24 protein-coding genes are annotated in these 24,111 nt (G+C 39.3%); 10 read left to right on the forward strand and 14 right to left on the reverse strand.

Going from position 1 to position 24,111, the window contains the following annotated elements:
- Positions 1-68: 68 nt before the first annotated feature.
- A complete protein-coding gene (lpdA, locus tag BM073_RS16250; RefSeq protein WP_091655397.1) occupies positions 69-1,466 on the reverse strand; it encodes a dihydrolipoyl dehydrogenase in 1,398 nt (465 codons plus the stop codon).
- Positions 1,467-1,761: 295 nt separating this feature from the next.
- Between lpdA and fabG the strand changes: the two genes are divergently transcribed.
- A complete protein-coding gene (gene fabG / locus BM073_RS16255; RefSeq protein ID WP_091655398.1) occupies positions 1,762-2,508 on the forward strand; it encodes a 3-oxoacyl-[acyl-carrier-protein] reductase in 747 nt (248 codons plus the stop codon).
- A gap of 95 nt (positions 2,509-2,603) precedes the next feature.
- Here fabG and BM073_RS16260 read toward each other — a convergent pair whose 3' ends face one another.
- The 5 genes from BM073_RS16260 to BM073_RS16280 form a co-directional block, all read right to left on the reverse strand.
- Positions 2,604-3,164 (reverse strand): transposase, encoded by a 561-nt coding sequence (locus BM073_RS16260; protein ID WP_091655399.1) that lies wholly within the window; start codon positions 3,162-3,164, stop codon positions 2,604-2,606.
- A 228-nt stretch (positions 3,165-3,392) separates the two neighbouring features.
- On the reverse strand, positions 3,393-4,547 hold the full coding sequence (locus BM073_RS16265; protein ID WP_091655400.1) for a hypothetical protein: 1,155 nt from the start codon (positions 4,545-4,547) through the stop codon (positions 3,393-3,395).
- 177 nt (positions 4,548-4,724) lie between these two features.
- Positions 4,725-6,362, reverse strand: a complete 1,638-nt coding sequence (gene pruA / locus BM073_RS16270; RefSeq protein ID WP_091655401.1) for an L-glutamate gamma-semialdehyde dehydrogenase — start codon at positions 6,360-6,362, stop codon at positions 4,725-4,727.
- A 71-nt stretch (positions 6,363-6,433) separates the two neighbouring features.
- Positions 6,434-7,129: a YjjG family noncanonical pyrimidine nucleotidase gene (locus BM073_RS16275; protein WP_091655402.1), complete on the reverse strand. Its 696-nt coding sequence runs from the start codon at positions 7,127-7,129 to the stop codon at positions 6,434-6,436.
- 5 nt (positions 7,130-7,134) lie between these two features.
- Positions 7,135-7,518, reverse strand: a complete 384-nt coding sequence (locus BM073_RS16280; RefSeq protein ID WP_091655403.1) for an ArsR/SmtB family transcription factor — start codon at positions 7,516-7,518, stop codon at positions 7,135-7,137.
- A gap of 107 nt (positions 7,519-7,625) precedes the next feature.
- Here BM073_RS16280 and BM073_RS16285 point away from each other — a divergent pair, with 107 nt between their 5' ends.
- Complete coding sequence (locus BM073_RS16285; protein WP_175557939.1) at positions 7,626-8,273, forward strand: carboxypeptidase-like regulatory domain-containing protein; 648 nt, start codon at positions 7,626-7,628, stop codon at positions 8,271-8,273.
- A gap of 47 nt (positions 8,274-8,320) precedes the next feature.
- Here the strand turns inward: BM073_RS16285 and BM073_RS16290 are convergent, their stop codons facing one another.
- Both BM073_RS16290 and BM073_RS16295 read right to left on the reverse strand, forming a co-directional pair.
- Positions 8,321-8,710 carry a GxxExxY protein gene (locus tag BM073_RS16290; RefSeq protein ID WP_091655404.1) on the reverse strand — a complete coding sequence of 130 codons (390 nt, stop codon included), beginning with the start codon at positions 8,708-8,710 and terminating at the stop codon, positions 8,321-8,323.
- A 162-nt stretch (positions 8,711-8,872) separates the two neighbouring features.
- The gene (locus BM073_RS16295; protein ID WP_091655405.1) at positions 8,873-10,471 is read right to left on the reverse strand and encodes an aminopeptidase P N-terminal domain-containing protein; all 1,599 of its coding nucleotides are present in this window, start codon (positions 10,469-10,471) and stop codon (positions 8,873-8,875) included.
- A 112-nt stretch (positions 10,472-10,583) separates the two neighbouring features.
- Here BM073_RS16295 and pafA point away from each other — a divergent pair, with 112 nt between their 5' ends.
- The gene (gene pafA / locus BM073_RS16300; RefSeq protein ID WP_091655406.1) at positions 10,584-12,212 is read left to right on the forward strand and encodes an alkaline phosphatase PafA; all 1,629 of its coding nucleotides are present in this window, start codon (positions 10,584-10,586) and stop codon (positions 12,210-12,212) included.
- Positions 12,213-12,346: 134 nt separating this feature from the next.
- Positions 12,347-12,760: a transposase gene (locus BM073_RS16305; RefSeq protein ID WP_091655407.1), complete on the forward strand. Its 414-nt coding sequence runs from the start codon at positions 12,347-12,349 to the stop codon at positions 12,758-12,760.
- Positions 12,761-12,794: 34 nt separating this feature from the next.
- Here BM073_RS16305 and BM073_RS16310 read toward each other — a convergent pair whose 3' ends face one another.
- Positions 12,795-13,958 (reverse strand): homogentisate 1,2-dioxygenase, encoded by a 1,164-nt coding sequence (locus BM073_RS16310; protein WP_091655408.1) that lies wholly within the window; start codon positions 13,956-13,958, stop codon positions 12,795-12,797.
- A 114-nt stretch (positions 13,959-14,072) separates the two neighbouring features.
- Positions 14,073-14,270, reverse strand: coding sequence for a CsbD family protein (locus tag BM073_RS16315; RefSeq protein WP_091655409.1), 198 nt, complete (start codon positions 14,268-14,270; stop codon positions 14,073-14,075).
- A 132-nt stretch (positions 14,271-14,402) separates the two neighbouring features.
- Between BM073_RS16315 and BM073_RS16320 the strand changes: the two genes are divergently transcribed.
- Both BM073_RS16320 and BM073_RS16325 read left to right on the forward strand, forming a co-directional pair.
- A complete protein-coding gene (locus tag BM073_RS16320) occupies positions 14,403-15,155 on the forward strand; it encodes a glycoside hydrolase family 16 protein (protein ID WP_245756446.1) in 753 nt (250 codons plus the stop codon).
- Between the two features lie 105 nt (positions 15,156-15,260).
- Entirely contained in the window at positions 15,261-15,881 is a 621-nt protein-coding gene (locus BM073_RS16325) for an MCP four helix bundle domain-containing protein (protein ID WP_245756447.1), read from the forward strand.
- Between the two features lie 33 nt (positions 15,882-15,914).
- Here the strand turns inward: BM073_RS16325 and BM073_RS16330 are convergent, their stop codons facing one another.
- From BM073_RS16330 to BM073_RS16345, 4 genes are read right to left on the reverse strand one after another with little or no spacing between them, the layout of a single operon-like run.
- The gene (locus BM073_RS16330) at positions 15,915-16,475 is read right to left on the reverse strand and encodes a gluconate 2-dehydrogenase subunit 3 family protein (RefSeq protein WP_091655411.1); all 561 of its coding nucleotides are present in this window, start codon (positions 16,473-16,475) and stop codon (positions 15,915-15,917) included.
- Between the two features lie 17 nt (positions 16,476-16,492).
- Positions 16,493-18,172, reverse strand: a complete 1,680-nt coding sequence (locus BM073_RS16335; RefSeq protein ID WP_091655412.1) for a GMC oxidoreductase — start codon at positions 18,170-18,172, stop codon at positions 16,493-16,495.
- Between the two features lie 26 nt (positions 18,173-18,198).
- The gene (locus tag BM073_RS16340; protein WP_091655413.1) at positions 18,199-19,077 is read right to left on the reverse strand and encodes a hydroxypyruvate isomerase family protein; all 879 of its coding nucleotides are present in this window, start codon (positions 19,075-19,077) and stop codon (positions 18,199-18,201) included.
- Complete coding sequence (locus BM073_RS16345) at positions 19,077-20,309, reverse strand: nucleoside permease (protein WP_091655414.1); 1,233 nt, start codon at positions 20,307-20,309, stop codon at positions 19,077-19,079. Before BM073_RS16345 ends, BM073_RS16340 begins: the two co-directional genes overlap by 1 nt.
- A gap of 237 nt (positions 20,310-20,546) precedes the next feature.
- Between BM073_RS16345 and BM073_RS16350 the strand changes: the two genes are divergently transcribed.
- The 4 genes from BM073_RS16350 to BM073_RS16365 are packed head-to-tail and all read left to right on the forward strand — an operon-like array spanning position 20,547 to position 23,989.
- On the forward strand, positions 20,547-21,716 hold the full coding sequence (locus BM073_RS16350) for a Gfo/Idh/MocA family protein (protein ID WP_091655415.1): 1,170 nt from the start codon (positions 20,547-20,549) through the stop codon (positions 21,714-21,716).
- Positions 21,717-21,744: 28 nt separating this feature from the next.
- Entirely contained in the window at positions 21,745-22,797 is a 1,053-nt protein-coding gene (locus BM073_RS16355; protein WP_091655416.1) for a sugar phosphate isomerase/epimerase family protein, read from the forward strand.
- A 24-nt stretch (positions 22,798-22,821) separates the two neighbouring features.
- On the forward strand, positions 22,822-23,247 hold the full coding sequence (locus BM073_RS16360) for a c-type cytochrome (protein WP_091655417.1): 426 nt from the start codon (positions 22,822-22,824) through the stop codon (positions 23,245-23,247).
- A 4-nt stretch (positions 23,248-23,251) separates the two neighbouring features.
- Positions 23,252-23,989 carry a 3-keto-disaccharide hydrolase gene (locus BM073_RS16365; RefSeq protein WP_091655418.1) on the forward strand — a complete coding sequence of 246 codons (738 nt, stop codon included), beginning with the start codon at positions 23,252-23,254 and terminating at the stop codon, positions 23,987-23,989.
- The last annotated feature ends 122 nt before the right edge of the window (positions 23,990-24,111 follow it).

Below are 24,111 nucleotides of genomic sequence, written 5' to 3' on the forward strand. Positions count from 1 at the left end.
AATTGGTTAAAAAGAAAACACCAGACTTTTGTTTAAGTCTGGTGCCAAAATACTAGATATTTTTCGCATTACAAGTGGATCACTTCATCATAAGCAGCTGCTGCCGCTTCCATTACTGCCTCAGACATAGTAGGGTGAGGGTGAACAGTTTTGATCAATTCGTGACCAGTTGTCTCTAATTTGCGAATAGCAACGATTTCAGCAATCATTTCAGTTACATTGGCTCCGATCATATGGGCACCTAGTAACTCTCCATATTTTTTGTCAAAAACCAATTTCACAAATCCATCCTTAGCTCCAGCGGCAGAAGCTTTACCAGAAGCTGAAAAAGGAAATTTACCAATTCTTACTTCATAACCTGCTTCTTTTGCTTTTGCTTCAGTATAGCCAACTGAAGCAATCTCAGGAGAACAGTAGGTACATCCGGGGATATTATTGTAATCCAAAGGTTCTGGGTGGTGTCCAGCAATTTTCTCAACGCAGATAATTCCTTCAGCAGATGCAACGTGAGCCAAAGCCGGTCCTGGAACAACATCTCCAATCGCATAGTAACCAGGCATATTGGTTTTATAGTACTCATCTACTTTGATTTTTCCTTTTTCCACCAAAATTCCAACATCTTCCAATCCACAATTTTCCAAGTTGGAAACAACACCAGCTGCTGAAAGCACTACATCACATTCTAAGGTCTCTTCCCCTTTGGATGTTTTTACGGTCACTTTACAGCCAGATCCTTTTGTATCTACAGCAGTCACTTCAGAAGAGGTCATGATCTTCATTCCTGCTTTTTTGTAGGTTTTTTCCAATGCTTTGGAAACTTCAACATCTTCAACAGGCACAATTCTATCCATGTACTCAACGATAGTCACTTCTGTGCCGATGGAATTATAAAAATATGCAAACTCCACTCCGATAGCACCTGAACCAACTACCACCATTTTCTTAGGCTGCTTTTCCAAAGTCATAGCCTTTCTATAACCGATGATTTTTTTGTCATCAATTTTCATGGAAGGCAATTCTCTGGATCTTGCACCAGTTGCGATGATAATATTATCTGCAGAGTAAACTGTCTTTTTTCCGTCCCTATCTGCTACTTCGACCTTTTTACCGGGCTGGATTTTTCCCCAACCTGCGATAATTTCGATTTTGTTTTTTTTCATCAGGAACTGTACGCCCTTGCTCATTCCGTCTGCCACACCTCGGCTTCTTTTGACCATTCCTTCAAAATCAGCTTTTGCATCTTTTACCGTGATACCGTAATCAGAAGAGTGATTGATGTATTCAAAAACCTGTGCACTTTTCAATAAAGCTTTGGTAGGAATACAGCCCCAGTTCAAACAAATCCCTCCCAACTCTTCAGCCTCTATGATGGCAGTTTTCAGTCCTAACTGAGAAGCTCTAATAGCGGCAACGTAACCACCTGGACCGCTTCCCAAAACAATTAAATCAAATTTGGTCGAAGACATATCTTATATACTTGTTTAATAACGATTTGAAACTATGCAAAAATAGGCCTTTTGGGTTCAGAAAAAAATTTGGATTATTTGGATCAAACAGGTTTAAAAAGACTTGTTTTAGAATACAAAAGCAGATTTCCAAATGAAATCCTGCTCTTACCCTATTCACATTTATAAAATTTTTAAATCATCAGAATTGTCAGTTTTATTCCTTGAAAATCAGCGAAAATTTAATTGTCGCTTTCCGGAGAAACGATTCTTACAGCTTTTTTTCTAATTTTGACAAAACAAAATTTTACTATTCATGGGTTTACTTTCAGGAAAAACAGCTTTGATCACCGGAGCTTCCAAAGGAATTGGAAGAGCAATTGCCATTAGATTTGCACAAGAAGGCGCTAATGTGGCTTTTACATTTTTATCCTCTGTTGAAAAAGGACAGGCTTTAGAATCAGAATTGGCAGGCTTTGGCATCAAAGCAAAAGGGTATAGATCCGATGCTTCTGACTTCAAAGCAGCAGAAGATTTGGTCAATGCAGTTGTCGCTGAATTCGGAACTTTAGACATTTTAATCAATAATGCGGGAATCACTCGTGATAACTTGTTGATGAGAATGACTGAAGAATCTTGGGATGAAATCATGAATGTCAACTTAAAATCCTGCTTCAATACTGTCAAGGCTGCCACCCGCACCATGATGAAAGCCAAATCCGGATCTATTATCAATATGACTTCTGTGGTTGGTTTAAAAGGAAATGCAGGACAGGCTAATTATGCAGCTTCCAAAGCGGGGATCATTGGTTTTACCAAGTCAGTTGCATTGGAGCTGGGTTCTAGAAATATCAGATGCAATGCGATTGCTCCTGGATTTATAGAAACTGAAATGACAGATGTATTAGATGAAAAAACGGTACAAGGATGGAGAGATGCTATTCCTATGAAGCGTGGCGGAAAGCCTGAAGAAATTGCGGATGCCTGTGTTTTCTTGGGCTCAGATATGAGTACTTATATTTCAGGACAGGTGTTACATGTGAATGGGGCGATGTATACTTAATTAACCTTTGAGGTCTTCAAGACCTCGAAGGTTTTTATTTAATAATAGAGGCTTTCGAGGTTATTGGAGTCTTCAAATATCTAAAGGAAAATTTTTTATTCTAATGAAAGATCTTCTATCAAATCTAACACCTGTTCCAATTCATGGACTTTTTTAAATTCTTCTAATCCACCAAACCAATCTAGGACAAAATCCCTTTCAATGTTCGTAGGTTTTTGTGAGATCAAGGCATTGAAAGATGAAAACTTCCAACTTTTAAAGTCTTTCACAATTCCATGCTTTTGAGGATTCTTATGAATATATATTATCACCTGGGATAAATAGCTTTCTTGACCGACTCGTTTCCTTTTAAATTTTCTTTGAAATAATCCACCATGCCGATCATAAAGCTTGTTATAGGATTTCGCATAGCTATTTAAAAAGTTCGAAAATGAACCAAGAGCAGCTTCTGGCTTTGTATCTTCTTTTACCTGGATCATAAAGTGAAAATGATTTGGAAGTAAACAATAGCTTAATGTTGAAAAATAACCTGAGCAATGATCTTGATATTTCTTTAAAAAATAGTTATAGTTTTCCTCATTTCGAAAAAGTAACTCTTCTCCATTGGTTCTGGAGTAAATATGGAAAAAATCACCAGCTAAAAATGGGTCACTCATAAATAGTGAGATTTTAAATATGAAATCCTAGAACAAGAGTTTATACTCAAAAATAATGAAGTTAAAGCAAATGTATTTGTGAGACCTTCGAGGTTTTAAAAACCTCAAAGGTCAGGGGTGCGGCTGGGGAGACTTAGCGGTTTTTTTTACGCTCCCCATACAAGCATGTTTCTAGAAGGTCTTCATTAAGAAAATAGATGAGGGTTGGTTTCCTAGATAAAGTAGAATTTAATTTTTAAACCTTGATAGATCTATTTTATAAAACTCATACTCGTCTTCGGATTTTTGCTCGGGTTTGTTGATAAAAAGACCTTCGGAAGTGCTGAACAAATTTTCAAATTTAGTCCCAGGATAATACACCTGTTCCAATTCTGCTAAAAGCTTCCAATCCTCATCATAAATAAGCATTAAATAGGTAACCTCCTTCGATACCGTCTTTTGATGTAAATCAACTTTGTCGGTTTCATTTCTTTTCTCTCTCAAATGGATAAATCTTATAAATAAACCTGTTCTAACATCTTTGATCAGATATAGATTAGAAGCTCCATCCTCCGGCTTAACCCACCTTCCTGAATTTTTGTTTCCTTCATATTTTTCAGGAAAATAATAAATGGAAGAAAGAGAGTTAAGCTTTAGTCTTTGAATTACTTCACAATTTTTGATTTGATATAATGAGTCAGAATAAGGAAACATCGCCCAAGATCCTCCTTCTTCCACCATTCTAACCAACTTTCCACCCTGAGTAGACTCTCCAAAACTCTTATCGTATGGAGCAAGAAAATCTGACTCACAAACAAGCTTCCCATTTCTATCAAATTCACCAATCCAGGAAGTAAAACTCAAATCTAAGCCATCTCTTCCCTCTCGAAATGCCATAAATTCAAAGGGGTTGAAGGTTAACTCAAAGTTTCCTGATGGAAGTGAATGAAAAGAATTTCTAGCATCACCGAGATAAATATACCTTCCATTTGCAAATGAATCCATCTCACGTCTAAAGGTAGTCATCAAGGTGTCTCTGAAGTAAATATTTGTATTTCCCGTTGAGTTTGTAACCAACAACATATCATCTTCCAAAAATCCTCCAACTTCAGCTCTTCCCTTGATCCCTTTAGGGCCCTCAGTAGGAATAGTTAGCAAATCAACTCTTCTACCTGATCGAACATCAAAAAATTGAAAAGTCTCATTCCATTTGGTATAAAGCAATTCTTTCCCATTTCGAATGGTCGTTTTGTGAAATCCCATAAATCCAACTCCCTCTTTTCGCTCAAAACTCAAACTATCAACAACGAAATCTTCCAAATCTCCTTGAAATACATGAGTAGACTTTTCAGGTCCACAGGAAATAAAAGTCCAAAGAAAAAGTATAAAAATTATTTTTTTCATATCTCTATTTGCATCACATAATTAAACTAATTTAAATTTAATATATTTAAAAACAAAAGCCCCGATCCCGATTTTATCGGGATCGAGGCTTTTGAAACCTTTAAGGTCTTAGGGATTTCGAAGGTTTTTGAAATTTGATTGATTTGTCTCAATTAGACCTTCGAGGTTTTAGAAACCTCAAAGGTCGCTACCCAAAAACGGATATCGATAGTCGGTTGGAGACACGAATGTTTCCTTAATCGTGCGAGGAGATACCCAGCGCAGTAAGTTTATCATGGAACCTGCCTTATCATTGGTTCCTGATGCTCTAGCTCCACCAAATGGTTGCTGACCAACTACAGCGCCGGTTGGCTTGTCATTGATGTAGAAGTTTCCGGCTGCATTTCTCAGCTTGGTACTTGCCAACTCAATCGCATATCTATCCTGAGAGAAAACAGCTCCCGTCAAGGCATAAGGCGAGGTTTGATCTACCAATTCCAAAACAGTTTCGAAATGCTCTGCATTGTAAACATAAATGGATAACACCGGTCCGAAAATCTCTTCACACATGGTGGTATACATCGGATCCTGCGTTAAGATTACAGTCGGTTCTATGAAGTAACCTTTAGACTTATCATATTTTCCGCCAGCAATGATTTCCACCCCTTCCGCAGCCTTTGCATTATCTATATACTTAGCGATTTTATCAAATGACTTTTCGTCAATGACTGCATTGATAAAGTTTGTGAAGTCTTCTGTTCCACCCATTTTCAGGCTGGCCAAATCTTCCAGCATGTACTTTTTCACATCTTCCCAAAGATTGGATGGAATATAGGCTCTTGAAGCAGCTGAACATTTCTGCCCTTGATACTCAAAAGCACCTCTAACCAACCCTACTGCAACAGCCTTCGCATCAGCAGATTTATGGGCTAATACAAAGTCTTTTCCACCTGTTTCACCAACAATTCTTGGATAGGATTTATAAAGCTGAATGTTTTCGCCGATAGTTTTCCAAATGTGCTGGAAAACCCCTGTAGAACCAGTAAAGTGTATTCCGGCGAAATCAGGATGCTTGAAAATGATTTCTCCAGCAGTAGGTCCATCCACATAAATCAAATTGATCACCCCATCCGGTACTCCCGCTTCCTTGAAAACTTCCATCAAAACCTGAGCAGAATATATTTGCGTGTAGGCAGGCTTCCAAACGATGGTGTTGCCCATCATCGCTGCGGATGTTGGAAGGTTCCCTGCAATCGCTGTAAAATTGAAAGGAGTCAAGGCAAAAACGAAACCTTCAAGCGGCCGTTGCTCTACTCTATTCCATACTCCGTTTCCGGACACAGGCGGCTGTTGAGCATAAATTTCGGTCATGTATTTCACATTGAACCTCAAAAAGTCGATGAATTCACAAGCTGAGTCGATCTCTGCTTGCATGGCATTTTTGGATTGACCCAACATCGTAGCAGCATTGATTTTAGCACGATATGGTCCGGCCAATAAATCTGCAGCTTTCAAGAAAATAGCTGCTCTTTGTTCCCAAGCCAGGTTTTCCCAAGCTTCTTTGGCTCCCAAAGCTGCATTGATAGCTTGCTTGACGTGGGATGCGTCTCCCTCGTGAAAATGTCCTAAAATATGCTGATGATCATGAGGAGGAGACATGGGTCTGGTTTTTCCGGTACGTACCTCCTCACTTCCGATATACATAGGCACGTCCACTTGCTTGGACCTTGCTTCTTTCAAAGCTGCCTGTAACTCTTTTCGCTCTGGGCTTCCCGGAGCATATGATTTTACCGGCTCATTGACAGGAGTCGGTACGCTGAAAAATCCTTTTAACATACTATTTGGTGTTTATATGATTTCTGATTTTCAAAGATAAGTCATCCCCCGCTAAGAGAAAGGGATTTTACTCACAAAAGGGATTCTAACTCCTGCAAATGTTTAATTTCATAAGTAGGCTTTAATTCTATGACCTTCCCTTCAGGATTGAAATAAACTTGATCGATATTGGCATTTTGAGCTCCTAAAATATCAGAGTTAGGATTATCTCCAATCATCAGGCAATGCTCTGCTTGGGTTTTCAACTGATCCAATGCATAATGGAAAATTCTTGGATCCGGCTTCTTATGTCCGGTAGTCTCAGAAGTCACTACTAATTCAAAAAATACATCCAAACCGGAAGATTTCATTTTCTTTGCCTGGGACTCATTGAACCCATTCGTGATCACATGTACTCTATATTTTTCCTTCAGATAGGTTAAAATTTCTTTAGAATATGGAAAAACATGGGATTTTGAGGAAGTACGATGCATGAAATCTTCTTCAAACTCCTGAGGAATGGCATCAGCCCGGCCTCCTGCATGAGAAAATATTCTAGGAAAGCGCTCCTTTCTGAGATTGACCTTGTCGATTTTCCCCACATTATACCAATCCCACAACTGAAAATTGACTGCATGGAAAGAGTCAAAAAAATGCTGGAAGCTAGGGATACCTAATTCCACCAAACTGTAGTGTTCATATAGCTCAGCTAAAGATTCGGTGACATTTTTATCATAATCCCAAAGTGTATGGTCTAAATCGAAGAATATATGTTGGTAAGTTTTCAAAGGGTCTATTTTCTGTATTGGTTATTCTGAATTTTATTGATAGCAAGCTCCCGGTTAGATTTGAGAATTTCAAATGTTTCCTGATCGCGAATTAAGTTGGGATCTTTTTGAATAAACTTAAAAATCTGCTGAATGATTTCAAGGTACTCTTCTAAAATGTAGTAAAACATCCATTGGTCTACCCTTCGACTTCCCAGTAGACCCGCGTTTTTTAAATAAATCAAATGACGGCTGGTTTTTGTTTGGGTAAAGTCAAGGATATGCTCCAAATCTGAGATGGTCAGCTCCTTATTCAACATTAATAGATGAATAATTCTTACCCGAGGTTCTTCACTGAGAGCCTTGAAGATTCGCAAACCATAATTTAAACTGATATTTTTGAGTCGCATTAGTAAGATTTAACGCTTATTTCTCGGTGAAAATAAAAAATCACCCGAAATTAGGGTATTATCGCATCCAAAAGCCAACCTTTGGCCGTCCAATAAGTTATTTATTTGTGAAGAATTCAATTTTACTCCCATTTCTATCGCTACTTTTTGTAGGATTTCTTTTTTCCTTCTCGTCAGTTCATGCCCAAGAGCGTGAAAGAAAGGTGATTCAGTTATCCGGTGTCATCCTTAACGCTGACAGTACCGATGCTGTTCCGGGGGTCAACGTATATGTACCCAAAAAAGGTCGTGGCACAAGCAGTGGTCGTTTTGGTTACTTCTCGATGCCAGTGTTAGAAGGAGATAGTATAGTTTTCAGCTTCATCGGATTAAAAAGACAGACTTTCAAAGTTCCTGATAATGTGGAAAATGATAGGATTAGCCTTATTCTTACCATGGAGGTAGATGAGATTGCATTGGCGGAAGTAGAAGTAATGCCTTATCCAACGGAAGAGGAGTTCAAGAAAGCTGTCTTGGCAATGAATGTGGTGGATCCAATGTCCATCTCCAGAGCTAATATGAGTCCTGAAATGTTATTGAGATGGGCTGAGTCCATGCCTGCATCGGGCAATGAAAATTTCCGATACTTTCAACAGGGTGTGATGCAGCAAAATCAGGATATATATGGACCTAGACCTTTGAGGCTGCTAGATCCATTCGCTTGGGCACAGTTTATTCGGTCGATCAAGAGAGGCGACTTGAAAAGCCGTGATTAAATTCAATCTCCCGCAAAGATTAAAAGAGGCAAAGGTGAAGTGAAGGATTATGAAGATTCTTTAAGTCCATTTACAACTCTTACAATTCCATTTACAAGCTTTATTTCATTGAAGTTTATAAGAAGGCCTAACCTAAGGTCCAATACCTTTAAGTAAGTTTTCAACTGCTTTGGATGAATAGGGAGAATTTTTTCAACCGACTTAAGCTCAACCAACACCTTCTCATTCACTAAAAGGTCTCCTCGATAGCCTAATCCGATTTCTTCCCCTTTCCAAAAAACAGGAACTGGAACCTGAGTTTGAATTTCTAAACCTTTTTCTCTTAGCTCCTTTGCAAGGATTCTTTCATAAATGGATTCAAGTAATCCTGGACCTAGCTTAAAATAAACTTCGAAGGCCGAGTCTAAAATTATTTTTGAAATTTGATTTTCTGTCATCTTAAAAAAATTAGGTTTCAAAAAATTAATTTCTTTCTTTCTCGCTAAGATAACTAGTAAAAAAATATGGAATCAAAATTAACTGATTCCATATCTACATATAATCTCTTAAATAATTATACTCTCAATTACTTTGCATTCTTCTATTCTTTGCGGGAGTTATTATTCAATTTCCGGGAGCACCCAGTTTTCCAAGACGCTTGGAATCCGCATCATTTCCTCAATAGCAGCAATAGTTCTCGGAGCATCAGAAGACAAATTGATAGGATCACCAGAGGTCACCAGAATATCATCTTCAATTCTTACTGCAATTCCCCACCATTTTGGATCACAGTCACTTCCTTCTGGAATATATATCCCAGGCTCTACAGTAAGTACCACACCTTCTTTTAATACACCATAACCGCCTCGGTCGTGTACATCTAAGCCCAAGTGGTGACTAGTGCCATGAGGGAAATAATTATGTCTCTGGCCAGGCTTGATAATTCCTAAGGCAGCTAATCCCTCATCTATAATTTGCCGAGTTACTTGTCCGATTTGACCGAAATCTACGTCTGGCTTACATAGCGCAATTCCGGCATCCTGAGCCTTTAGAACCAATTCATAAATAGCCTTTTCTTCTTCATTAAATTTTCCACTAACCGGTATGGTTCTAGTTACGTCTGCAGTATAACCCCTCCATTCAGCACCCAAATCCATCAGCAATAAACGCTCATTGACATGCTTCATATCATTATCTATATAATGTAGAATACAGCCATTATTTCCTCCTCCTACTATGGATGGATATCCTACATTTTCAGCTCCATACCTTTTGTATATAAATTCATGGATTCCTTGAATTTCCCGCTCAGACATGCCCACCTTGGTTGCCTTCATTACCTCAATTTGACCTATTGCAGATATTTTTACAGCCTTTTTCAATAGAACCAATTCCTCTTCAGTTTTAACTTCTCTCAACACATCCATCATCTGAGCTAGTGCAAAAATATCTGTCTTAGAGTTAGGCACTTTTTGTTTCACAGCCATCCTCTTTTCCGGAGTATCCGCTGCCAAAAAATCTTTAATTACTTGGTCATCGGCTACTTCAGGAAAACGCTGTCTATATCTTCCTATTACTTGCGCTACATTGGCCGAATTTTCAATATCTGTGGCTCTGATTAATTCATAAAGCTGCAATTTAGCTTCAGATGCTTCTTCAGGATAGGAGGCTTCTTTTTTAAAGGAATTAATCATCCGCTTCAATGGAGCATTACTGCTTCCTCCTTCAATATCTTCGTTTAGATTGAAAGAAAGGACTTTATCCGTTGAATCGAAATTTATGTAAGGAGACTTAACAAATTCCTCGAAAAGAAATACTTCCTGAAAGCCAAGTTTTTCTCTGACTCCTTCAACTCCCAATCGCTTCCCATTCCACATTTCTGCCCTTGGGTCTCTAGGCTGAACAAAGATTACCTCATCCACTTCCTTTCCATTGACTTCTTTAGGCTCTGAGAAAATAACCAAAGCAGAGTTAGGTTCTCTCAATCCAGTCAGATAATAAAAATCTGTATTGGGATGATAGATGAAATCAACATCATTGGAACGATTTTTCACAGGGTTATTGAAAATCACAGCTGCAGAATTAGCCGGCATTAATTCTCTAAGAGCATCTCTTCTGGATCTATGCCATTCAGCCGAGAGACCATCCTGAAAATACGACTGGGAAAAAGAGCACCAAGAAACGCTCAAAAAGAGAAAAAGGAACGTGAGTTTTTTCATATAAAGGGAATTTATTCTTTGGTTACAATGTCTATTCTTTTAGCCATTTAACAAAGTCTTAATCCTTTAAAAGCCTCATATGCTTATCTTTGGTAGCTTAAAGATTATTAAAATGAAAAAAATCAGTTTTGCCCTTCTATTTTCCATGCTTTTTTCTCTGGCATTATTTGCTCAGCAGCAGGCAGAAAAACCCAAAATTGTGGTTGGAATCATTGTCGATCAAATGCGGCAAGAATACTTCTACAAGTTTGCAGACCGCTATTCTGATGGAGGCTTTAAAAGGTTAGCCTCTGAAGGTTATATGATGAAAAACGGGCATTATAATTACATCCCTACCTACACTGGGCCTGGGCATGCTTCAGTTTATACAGGAACTACACCAGCTACTCATGGAATCATCGGGAATAATTGGTATGTAAGAAGGCTGAATAAAATGATCTACTGTGCAGAGGATTCTACCGTAAGTAATGTGGGAGGAACAGTCATGAGTGGTCAAATCAGTCCGAGAAATTTGCTCACAACAACCATAACCGATGAATTGAGGTTTGCCACAAATAAGCGCTCAAAGGTTGTTGGAATCGCCATCAAAGATCGTGGAGCAAGTTTACCTGCAGGTCATCTTGGAGATGCCTATTGGTTTGACAGCGATAATGGAGAGTTTATGACTTCTACTTATTACAAGTCAGAACTTCCGACATGGGTAAGTAATTTTAACGCTTTAAAACGACCTGATTCCTTACTAAACCAAACTTGGCAACCACTTTATTCCGCAGATTCATATATCAATAGCATTGATGATAACAATGAATTTGAGGCACCCTTTATCGGAAAAGAGACCCCAACTTTTCCCTATAATCTTCCTGAATTGAGAGAAAACAACGGGAATTATGGTTTGATTGCCGCCACTCCATTTGGAAATACTTTGACTTTGGAGTTTGCATACGCAGCTATAGAAGGTGAAAAATTAGGAATGGGAAAAGAGACCGATTTTTTGGCGGTTAGTTTCTCATCTCCCGATTATATAGGACACAGATTTGGACCTACTTCCAAAGAATTGGAGGATAATTATCTGCGACTTGATCTGGAAATTGAGCAGTTTTTAAACTACCTCGACAAAACTTATGGTAAAGGGAATTACTTGGTATTTCTTTCTGCAGATCATGGCGTGGCAGACATCGCTACCTATATGGAAAGTGAAAGAGTACCTGCGGGAAATTTGAATTTCGGGTATATTTTAGGTCAGGCCAGAGGATATATGACTGTGAAATATGGAGAAGGTAATTGGATTTTAAACGGGTCAAACGACCAGATTTTTTTAAACCATGAGCTGATTCAGGACAAGGGGCTAGAACTAGACGATATTCAGGAACAGCTGGCGAACTTCCTCCTAAGATATAATGGGATAAAAGAGGTTTATACTGCCTCAGCGATGAGAAGTACGGCCTTCACACAGCATAGACCTCATTTATTGCAGATGGGCTATAACCATAAAGCTTCTGGGGACCTATTAATTATTTTGGAACCATCTTGGTTGACTGGGGGAGCAAGAGGTACTTCACACGGAACTGGATTCACCTATGACACTCACGTTCCTATCGTCTTTTTTGGATGGGGAGTAAAATCAGGAGAAAGTACACGATATGCTACAGTCACCGACATAGCTCCTACCCTTTCGATGCTATTGAATATCCGACTTCCAAATGGAGCAACCGGACAGCCGATCCATGAACTGTTTGATTAGAAAAACCAAAGCCTAAACAAAATCCCAGAATAGTACAATTCTGGGATTTTTTATTGGTAATTAATGAAAACAAAATCTGAAAAACTTTTTAAAAAATTCTTTTATCCTTAAATTCAATTCTTTCATATATAAATATGCGCCACTCACACTCAGACATATGGACGCATTTGGTTTTTAGTACCAAAGGTCACAAACCCTCAATAGATTCACTAAAAGTGGATATAATCAAACAAGGGCTTGGGGATTTCATCGCGTCTATTCCAGATCAACATGGCACTTTTTGTGTTCTCGTAGATCATTTTCACATGTTAATCAAGCTGCCAGAGAACCTTTCAGTCAATCAACTAGCAGAACAGATTCAAGAATTGATTTCGCAGCGTTTAAGACAAGAAGGGTTCGATCCAGATACTTTAGAATGGGATAGTGATTACCATGCGCACTCTGTTAGTTTGAATCGCCTTTCCATGGAAAAAAGTCTGATCGAAAGGCAAGACATTAAGCACAAGGAAATTTCTTTGAAAGAGGAATTGAAATTTTTGGGCTTATAAAAAAAAGGCTGGTCTATTAACCAGCCTTCAATTTTTATTCCGACCAACTCATCGGGTAGTTTTTATCAACAAACTCCAATGCATCCGTGGTTATTTGCAGTGGTTTAAAGGTATCTAACATTACTGCATATTCTTCTGTGGATTTAGCGCCAATCGATTTCTCAACTGTTCCTGGATGAGGTCCATGCGGTAAACCTCCCATGTGAATTGTAAATGAACCTCTGTCAATGCCTTTTCTACTCATAAACTCTCCTTCGGCATAATATAAGACCTCATCAGAATCGATATTTGAATGATTATATGGTGCCGGAATTGCTAATGGATGGTAATCAAACAATCTCGGCACGAAGGAACAAATCACAAAACCCCAAGCTTGGAATGTCTGGTGTACGGGTGGTGGCTGATGGATTCTACCTGTTATAGGTTCGAAATCATAAATAGACAATGCATAAGGATAGAGATACCCATCCCAACCTACGATATCCAATGGACTGTGATTGTATGAATAATGATGAAGCATTCCCTGCTTTTTGATTTGAACAAGGTAATCTCCCTTTTCCTTTTCGATGTGAAGCTCATGGGGTGGGCGTATATCTCTTTCGCAGTAAGGTGAATGTTCCAACAATTGTCCTACTTCATTTCTGTAGCGTTTGACTGTCTCAATGGGTCCGTGTGATTCGATCACCAAAAGACGCAATGGACCTTCCTCTTTAAATTCAAGCCTGTAAATGGTTGTTCGAGGAATCACGATGTAATCACCTTTTCTCAATTCAAGTTTTCCGAATTGAGAATACATTACTCCTTCACCATCATGAATATATAACAGCTCATCTCCGTCAGCGTTCTTGAAATAATAATCCATCTTACGCTTTTTGGGAGAGCATATTCCCATCATCACATCATTATTCATCATCAGCATCCTCCTGGCATCCAGGTAATCTTCACCTGTAAATTCAACTCCAGAAGTTTTTAGATGTGTTTGATTTAAACCATGTTGGTCAGCAACTTGCCATTTAAATGGCTTGGATTGACCTATGGATTTCACCTCATTTGGATTGTAAATGTGATATAAATTGGAATAGATTCCCGAAAAACCTTTAGAACTAACTAGCTCTTCCTTATACAAACTTCCATCCGGCTGTCTGAATTGAGTGTGTCTTTTTGGCGGAATAGATCCTAATCTGTAATAATATGCCATGACTATTTGGGTTTATGAGGGCAAGTTACAATTGAATAATCAAGCTTGAAACTACCAGATAAAAAAAGGTCAGCTGAATATACAACTGACCTTCACCAAATTGGTTATCTTTGATTAACTATTTTGAGAGTCTTCCTCAAAAATCATTTGTCTTAAATTCTCGATTTTTTCACCGGTCTTCTCTTGCAATAGCCCTAAAATCTCATCTTCCTGACCTTCTGTGAATTTTAAATCGTCGTCAGTAAGTTGGGCATATTTCTGCTTCAATTGACCTTTAACTTGATTCCAGTTTCCTTTAAGTTGCAATGACATAAAATAAATAGTTTTCGTTATAAAAAGATTACAATATATATAACGGAAAATATGTAAAATAGTTTCATACCTAAATAGTAAATGAAGAAACACATAATAAATCGACTTATCACATTAAACCTATTTTTCCTAATGTCCACTCAAGGTTTTAGCCAAAAATTACTTTGGAATGAAGAATTTAATTATGAAGGATTTCCTGCTGACATCAGCTGGTCTTATGATGTAGGAGACCATGGGTGGGGGAACAGAGAATTGCAATTTTACACCAAGGAGGAATTAAAAAACGCCAGAGTTGAAAATGGAAAATTGATCATTGAGGCACATAAAGATTCAGATTATCCCAAAGGTTATACCTCTGCCCGATTAGTGAGTAAGAAAAAGGCTAGCTGGCAATATGGGTATATTGAAGTAAGGGCCAAACTACCAGAAGGAAAAGGTACATGGCCGGCAATTTGGATGCTCGCAGATGAAAACCGCTACGGAGGCTGGCCAAAAAATGGAGAAATAGATATCATGGAACATGTAGGGTATGATCCGGGGGTTGTCCATGGGACAGTTCATACCGAATCCTTCAATCATGTCAAAGGCACTCAGAAGGGAGCTCAAAGGCAAGTTGACACATTCAATTCTGAATTCCATACATATGCAATTGATTGGAGTGAAGAAAAGATAGACTTCTTTATTGATGATCAGCTTTACTTCACCTTTGAAAACACCGGAGGTGGGCCTGAAGAATGGCCATTTTCTCAGCCTTTCCATATTATTTTGAATATTGCTGTTGGAGGAAATTGGGGAGGAAAAGAGGGCGTAGATGCAAACATTTGGCCACAAAGAATGGAAATCGACTACATTCGCGTCTATGAATACAAACCAACGCAAGAATAAGACTGCTTAATTACTTGGGAAAATCTCGAACTTTTCCTAAAATGACAAATATAAATCGTTAGTGATACTATCTCTATGCAAGATTACTCCCTGAAAAGACGGAAAATGAGAGCCCTCCTCATCATAAGTGTCTTATTATTATTGATATATGCAAAAAATCTAATTGAGAGAAGGTCATTTAGGGATATAAGTTCCACATTTACCGAAGTCTACAATGACCGCTTATTAGTGGAGGGATATATTTTTCAGATTTCTGAAGGTCTCTTCCAGATACAAAAGTTAATTGACCATTGTAATTTGGACTATGATTATTCCAAAGTAATCGATGAAATTGAGTCCAATGAAAAGGCTATTCTCCAAATAGTGGAAGATTTTGAAAACACTAAACTAACGACTCAGGAATCTGAGCTTTTGGGAGATTTCAAAAAAATCATTGTCAATGATCTTAGCATCAAAAGCTACGACTTGCTATATACAGACAGTGCAGGGGTGAATAGAAATCAGGTGAAGCTCTATGATCAAAAAATATCGCAAGCTAGGCGTGATTTGGATAACCTTAGTAAAATTCAAATGGTCGAAGGAGAAAAATTAATCAGTAAAGCCAAGGTGATGATTAATCGTTCTCAAATCTGGGCTCAGTTTGAAGTAGCATTACTTATCATCTTAATTGTGGTATTATTTCTTTTGGTTTTTCGGAAATCAGAAGAAACGAAAGGAATGATATAAAAAAAGCCTGCTTCGAAGCAGGCTTTTTTATTTTTACCCTATTGCGTAGGCCTTATCGCCTTTATTGTAATCTATGCAGCCATCGTATCTTCCTGGCACTTCTACATAATTCAAGGCCTGAGTAGCTCCTATTTCAGATGAGAAGTAACCCAAAACCGTCAAATCCCGAAGCATATTGATCACTTGAGGCTCTTTATTTTCTGAGGTTTTGTATTGCTCATATAAACCATTAAGGTAAGCCAGTCTGTCCTCTGCTGGAGCGCCTACAAAATCCGTCCCTTTTTCAGATTTAAACTCTTTGCGAATCATATTCAATCCGTCCACAAAGGCTTTTTGTTGGTCAGCATTATATGTATCCTTAACCATCATGACGATAAAGGAACCAATGCCAACTGCTTTGGCACCAGGGGTATCTGTCTCAGGAATAATTGTATCTCCCAATTCATCTAGGAATGTAATGTCGTCAGGACCGAAATTCAAGCCTTCAATTTGCTTATCAGGAGAACATCCAGTTAAGATGGCTGTTGCACCAACCATAGTCCCTCCCATCATCAATACGACGCTCTTCAACGCGTCTCTTCTATTCATAGTCATGTCTTTTTCTTTTAGAATTAGAGATTACGCTTTTTCAACTCTTCCACTGCAAAAGCAGCAGCCCTAGCCGTCATAGCCATATAAGTAAGTGAAGGGTTTTGTGCGGCAGCAGAAGTCATCGCAGCACCATCAGTCACGAATACATTTTTCGCATCCCACACTTGGTTGTTCCCATTTAAAACAGAGGATTTTGGATCTCTACCCATCCTTGCTGTTCCCATTTCGTGGATACCTTGTCCAAAAGTATAGCCTGAATCATAGGTTTGAACATCTTTAAAACCTGCTACTTCCAACATTTCAGCCGCATCCGCCATCATATCTTTTCGCATGTTTTTCTCATTCTCTTTGATCTCGGCATTCATCACCAATGCCTCCATGCCCCATTTATCTTTCACAGAATCACTCAATCGGATATGATTATCATGATAAGGAAGGATTTCTCCGAAAGCGGTGAACCCAATACTCCACGGTCCTGGTTCTGTCAAAGCTTCTTTCATAGGTGCCCCAAAGTTTAATTCAGCTACATCTCTATTCCATCCACTTCTACTTGCACCTCCTTGGTATCCGAAACCTCTCAGGTAATCTCTTTTTTCTCCATTTAGGTTTCTAAATCTTGGGATATAAAGCCCAGTAGGTCTTCGACCAAAATAATATTTATCCTCATATCCATCGATCGTACCTCTGGCACCCAAACGGAAATGGTGATCCATTACATTGTGACCTAGTTCTCCTGAACTGGAACCTAATCCGCCCGGCCAAATATCGGTAGCAGTTCTCATCAAAATTGCCGTTGAGTTGAAAGCTGAAGCACATAGGAAGATGATTTTTGCATCATACTCCACTGTTTGATTTGTTTCAGCATCTAGCACTTCTACTCCAGTGGCCTTCTGTGTGTCTTTATCATAAATCAATCTTCTGACAATAGACCATGGTCTTAGAGTCAAATTACCGGTAGCTACTGCTGCTGGCAAAGTAGAGGCCTGAGTACTGAAATATCCTCCAAAAGGACATCCTAAAGAGCACTTATTTCTATATTGACAGCCTACTCTTCCCGGTAATGGCTGGGTGATATTCGCCGGACGGCCCATGATCCAATGTCTAGCTCCCTTGTAATGAGCCTTGATTCTTTCTGCTGCATCCTTTTCGACACAGTTCATAGGCATAGGAGGCATAAACTCACCATCAGGGAGAATATCTAACCCATCCTTATTTCCGGAAATACCTGCGAATTTTTCTACATAAGAATACCATGGAGCTAAATCCTTATATCTGATTGGCCAATCCACAGCGATTCCTTCTTTAGCATTTGCCTCAAAATCAACATCTGCCAATCTATAAGACTGTCTACCCCACAATAGAGAACGCCCACCTACTTGATATCCTCTGAACCAGGTAAAAGGCTTTTCTTCTACATAGGGAGAGTCACTTTCGTGAGCCCACCAGTCTAGATTTAATTCATTTAAAACATAATCCCTTCTTAGATTGGGATGATTCTCCAACATTTCTTGGGTTCTACGTCCTCTATGGGGAACTTCCCAAGGGGGAAGTGTGGCAGTCTTATAGTCCTTTACGTGCTCTACGTTAGGTCCCCTCTCCAGGAGCAATACTTTCAGCCCCTTCTCCGTCAGCTCTTTAGCAGCCCATCCGCCACTAATCCCTGACCCAACTACGATTGCATCATACGATTGATTTGCCATAAATATGGTTTTTTGGTTTATTAATTTTATACATCACAGACCTGAACCGCCTGGCCAAGCGCAGCAAGTTTATCTTCTGATTTTGGGATAAATTCATGTGAAACAAAGCCTTTATAGCCTGTTTCCACGATAGCCTTCATAATTGCCGGATAATAAATCTCCTGATTTTCATCCAACTCATTTCTTCCTGGATTTCCGGCTGTATGATAATGACCAAAGTATTGGTGGTTATTGCGAATGGTCCTTATGACATCTCCTTCATCTATCTGCATATGATAGATATCATAGAGCAATTTAAAGTTCTCGCTATCCAATCTTTTGCAAAGCTCAACTCCCCAAGGAGATTTATCACACATATAATCTTTGTGGTCCACTTTGCTATTCAATAATTCCATCTGAATGATTACCCCATGCTTTTCGGCTTCTGCCAAAACCTTTTTTAAGCCAGTGACACAATTTTCCAATCCAGTCTCATCATCCATACCTCTTCTATTTCCCGAAAAGGCAATTAGGTTTTTGAACCCATACTTAGCTACAATTGGAATGATCTCTAAATAATTTTTCACCAATTGATCGTGAAACTTAGGATCGTTCCAGCCATCAGCAATGCTTATTTCTGCCCCATTACACATGGAGCATTCCAAGTCGTATTTTTTAAGGGTATCCCAAGTAGATGGTCCAATGATATCTATTCCTTTAATGCCTAAGCTTTTTGCTCCAACACAAAGCTCTTCCAGAGTCAACGGCCTCATAGACCAAAGACAAACACCATGGTTGATATTTCCTTTCAGAGGGAGATTTTTCTTTTCATTTAATTCGAAGGAACTGAGAGTGCCCAATGCAGCACCTCCCAACAAAACTTTCTTAAAGCTTTCCCTTCTTCCGGGATTAATAGGTTTGGACATTAGAGGTTATTTTGAGGTTTAATTTTTTCATCCTTAAAAAGGAACATGAAAAATAGTAAAACCAGAACTGAAATACCAGAAGGAATTAACCAAATAGACTTCCAGTCATGATTTCCTTCTGATAAAAGGTAAAAATCGGATATGATGCCTGCGGCCCAAAAGCCAATCAGCATTCCAACTCCATAAGTAGCTAAGGTAATCAACCCCTGAGCAGAAGATTTGAATTTTTCCCCTGCATGAGCATCGGTGTAAATCTGTCCACTGACAAAAAAGAAGTCATAACAAACACCATGAAGAGCTATTCCCACCAAAAGCATCCAAACGCCCTCATCCGCATTTCCAAAAGCAAAGAAAACATACCTCAATGCCCAGGCTAACATAGCTACAATTAATGTCTTTTTAATTCCGAATCTAGAGAAGAAAATGGGAAGGGCTAGCATGAATAAGACCTCGGAAATCTGACCTATTGTCATTTTTCCAGTTGAGTTTTCTACTCCTATTTCTGTTAGAAAAGGACTGGCATTTTGATAATAAAATGCCAATGGGATACAAATTAAGATGGAGGAAAGAAAGAATATGGCAAAATTTCTATCCTTCAGTAAGGATAATGCATCCAATCCTAAAACTTCCGAAAGTTTGAAATCTCCCTCTGTTTTTGCTTTGGGAGGAGTATGAGGGAGTGTAAAACTGAAAATCCCCAAAATCAGCGAAACTATTGCCGCCATCAACCAGGTATTTTTCAGTAAACCATCAACCAATCCGGCCTGACTATCCCAGGCGAAAGCAGAAATTAATATGCCTGCAGCTATCCATCCAATAGTCCCCCAAACGCGGATCACGGAAAATTCTTTAGCCGGATTCAGCATTTGGTTGAATGAAATGGAATTGACCAAAGCCAGAGTAGGCATGAATAAAATCATGTAGGCTAATAGAATTGGAAAAAACTCGCTAAAATCTTGGCTTTGGTATAGGAAATACATCAGGACAGCACCTATCAAATGAATAACTCCCAAAATTCTCTGCGCATGGAAATACCTGTCAGCTATCAGCCCCACCACAAAAGGGGCAATGATGGCCCCAAAGGATTGAGTGGAAAATGCCAAAGAAATCTCCTGATCTCTAGCGCCTAGATTCGCTCCTAAAAATGTCCCCATTGTAACATACCAAGACCCCCAGACAAAAAACTCGAGAAACATCATCAAGGACAATCGAACTTTAATCAAAGCTGCCATATACTGGGGGATTTAGATGGAAATTGGGAGGATTGTTTAGAATTTGGGCTTTTTACCGTATTTTAAGCAAGTCCTTTGACTTTGTGAAATAAGGCGATTAAAAGTTTTGGCAAAGCCACTCATAACTTGATGCAACTACTGATCAATTAATCCTCTAATTCGGTCTAAGATGTGAGGATTTTTTGCACTAGAATCAATTATTTCAAGAAAAATAACCTGAAAACCTACACCTGACCTATGTCAACTAACAAGAAACTCAAGATCGGATTAATCGGAGGCGGACCCGGCTCTTTCATTGGAGCAATCCACCTAAATGGCGCTCTGATGGATGGTCTTTTTGAATTAGCCGCTGGAGCTTTTTCTTCCAATCCGGAGAAATCCCAGCAAAGAGGTGAAGAACTGATGCTAGATTCTAGCAGAGTTTATGGAAGCTATGATGAAATGATCGAAAAGGAATTACAGCTTCCTGAAGAGAAAAGAATCGATGTGATCGTCATTGTCACTCCTAATAATGTACACTTTGACCCATGTGTGAAAGCCATTAAAGCAGGCTTTCATGTTGTATTGGACAAACCTCTCACGCTGAATTACCAAGAAGCAAAAGAGTTATATCATGTGGTAAAATCCAGCAGCAAAAGATTCCTCTTAACGCATACCTATTCGGGATATCCTATGATTAAGCAGGCAAAGCAAATGATAGAAGAGGGTAAAATCGGCAAAGTCTGGAAAGTATATGTGGAATATCCTCAGGGATGGCTCTACAAACTACTGGAAACTGAAGATAACAAGCAGGCAGAATGGAGAACAGACCCTAAAAGAAATGGTTTGGCAGGCTGCATGGGAGATATTGGAACCCATGCTTTCCACTTAGCAGAGTATGTATCAGGCTTGAAAATGGAAAAGCTATGTGCAGATCTGTATATCAAAGTAAAAGGAAGACCTATTGATGATGACGGCGTGGTACTCATGCGTTTTGATAATGGAGCCTCAGGAGTCTTGATGGCCTCACAAACAGATACTGGTTTAGAAAATAATCTTAAAATCCGTGTATTTGGAGACAAAGGAGGGATAGAATGGCAGCAAGAGGATAATAATAGCCTGATTGTAAGATACCCTAATCAACCAGCTCAGATTTTCCGAGCAGGGACTGGGTATTTGGGTTCATTGGCTCAGGAAAACACCAGAACTCCTGCAGGACACCCTGAGGGCTATGTAGAGGCATTTGCAAATTTGTACAGGAATTTCGCAAGATGTATCTACGCTGAAAGAGCAGGACAAACTCCTAAAGCAGAATGGGAAGATTATCCAGGAATTGAAGATGGAATCCGAGGAATGGCATTCATTGACCATGTATTGGCAAGCACCCAATCAGAAATTAAATGGACTCCATTTATAGTAGAAAAGTAAACTCATAACCTAAAAAACCTTTATAAAAATGAAAACGATCAAAGGACCTGCAATTTTTCTTGCACAGTTTGCTGATGACAAAGCTCCTTTTAATAACCTCAAAAATATCTGTCATTACATGGCAGATCTGGGATATAAAGGTGTTCAGATTCCATCATGGGACGCTCGAATGATAGACCTTCAAAAGGCAGCTGAAAGTAAAACTTATGCAGATGAAGTTGCCGGCACGGTAGAAGAAGCCGGCTTAGTAATCACCGAGCTTTCTACCCATCTTCAAGGACAGCTTGTAGCTGTTCATCCAGCTTACAATGAATTATTCGATGGCTTTGCTCCTGCCAATCTCAAAGGAGATCTTAAAGGAAAAACTGAATGGGCTACCCAGCAGTTAAAATATGCTGCTAAGGCCTCTCACAACCTTGGATTGACAGCGCATGCCACCTTCTCTGGTGCATTGATGTGGCACACTGTTTACCCTTGGCCTCAAAGACCTGCGGGACTAGTAGACACCGGGTTCACGGAACTTGCAAAAAGATGGACTCCTATCCTGGATGAATTTGACAAATATGGAGTGGATGTCTGTTATGAATTGCACCCAGGAGAGGATTTGCATGATGGAATTACTTTTGAAATGTTTTTGGAAAAAGTCAATAACCACAAGAGAGCAAATATCCTTTATGATCCAAGCCATTTTGTATTACAGTGCTTGGACTATTTACAGTTTATTGATTTCTATCATGATAGAATCAAAATGTTTCACGTAAAAGATGCCGAATTTAACCCTACCGGAAAACAAGGTGTCTACGGAGGTTTCCAAGGATGGGTAGAAAGAGCTGGAAGATTCAGATCTTTAGGTGATGGACAGGTTGATTTTGGCGGAATTTTTAGCAAACTTTCGCAATACGATTTTGATGGATGGGCAGTATTAGAATGGGAATGTGCAATCAAGCATCCTGAGCAAGGTGCAGCTGAAGGTGCTCCATTTATTGATGCTCATATTATTCGAGTTACAGAGAAGGCTTTTGATGATTTTGCCGGCACTGGAGCAGATGAATCCTTCAACAAAAAGATTTTAGGAATTTAGAAAACCATATTTAATCAATTTAACATGAAAATTACAAAACCATTAAGCCTTGGAATGTTGGCATTGGCAGGATTAGCCTTTGCTTGTGGAGGGGGAGAAAAATCCTCTGAGAGCGCGGCCACTGAAACAGCTGCTGCACCAGAGCCAGCGAAAGAGATCAGTTTAGAAGAAAAATACCAAGATGATCCTATATACATCAAAGGCTTGGAGAAAATTAAGGCTTCCGACTGTCAGTCTTGCCACATGGTAGAAAGAAAAATTGTAGGGCCATCTTACGCAGATGTAGCGGCAAAATATGAAAGCACCGAAGAAAATGTAGCTATGCTTGCTCAGAAAGTCATCAATGGTGGTGTTGGAAATTGGGGAGAGGTACCAATGCCAGCGCATCCAGGATTGAGTGAGGAAGATGCCAAGGATATGGTGAGATATGTTTTGCTTTTGAAAAAATAAGAAAATGAAGAAAAGTTATTGGATAATGACTTTGGCAGCCGGTCTAATGATCGGCTGTTCTGGTCAAAAAACAGAAGAAACCGAAAATACAGAAGTTGTAGCTGAGGCACCTGCTGAAGAGTGGATCAGTCTATTTGACGGACAAACCTTCAGTGGCTGGCATAAGTATGGTGGCGGTGAAGTAGGAAAAGCCTGGAAAGTAGCAGATGGAACTCTTTATTTGGACGCTGCTAATAAAGACGGATGGCAAACAGGAGACGGGGGAGATATCGTTACTGACGAGGAATTTGAGAATTTTCACCTGAAATACGAATGGAAGATTGCTCCAAATGGAAATAGCGGGGTCATTTTCTTCGTGCATGAATCTCCAGAATACGACTACTGCTGGCAGACAGGCCCTGAGATGCAGGTTTTGGATAATGAAGGCCATCCTGACGCAAAGATCATCAGCCATAGAGCAGGCGACCTTTATGACTTAATAGTGAGTAAGGAAGAAACGGTAAAACCAGCTGGAGAATGGAATCAAGCTGAAATTATTGCTGATAACGGAAATCTTACTTTGGTTCTAAATGGAGTGAATGTGGTAGAAACAACTATGTGGACTCCTGAATGGGAAGCCTTGATTGCAGACAGCAAGTTTAAAGACATGCCTGGCTTCGGCAAGTATAAAAAAGGCAGAATAGCTCTTCAAGATCACGGTGATGTGGTTCATTATCGAAATATCATGCTGAAAAAGCTCTAAGTAATAAGAGGCTGTCTCAAAAGCGCAATATGTCACATTGAGCGAAGTCGAAATCTAGGCCACAACGATAGAAATGGCCTTCGACTCCGCTCAGGCTGACACTAGAGCTATTTATGAGACAG

This window comes from Algoriphagus ornithinivorans, from assembly GCF_900115305.1.
Lineage (GTDB): Bacteria > Bacteroidota > Bacteroidia > Cytophagales > Cyclobacteriaceae > Algoriphagus > Algoriphagus ornithinivorans.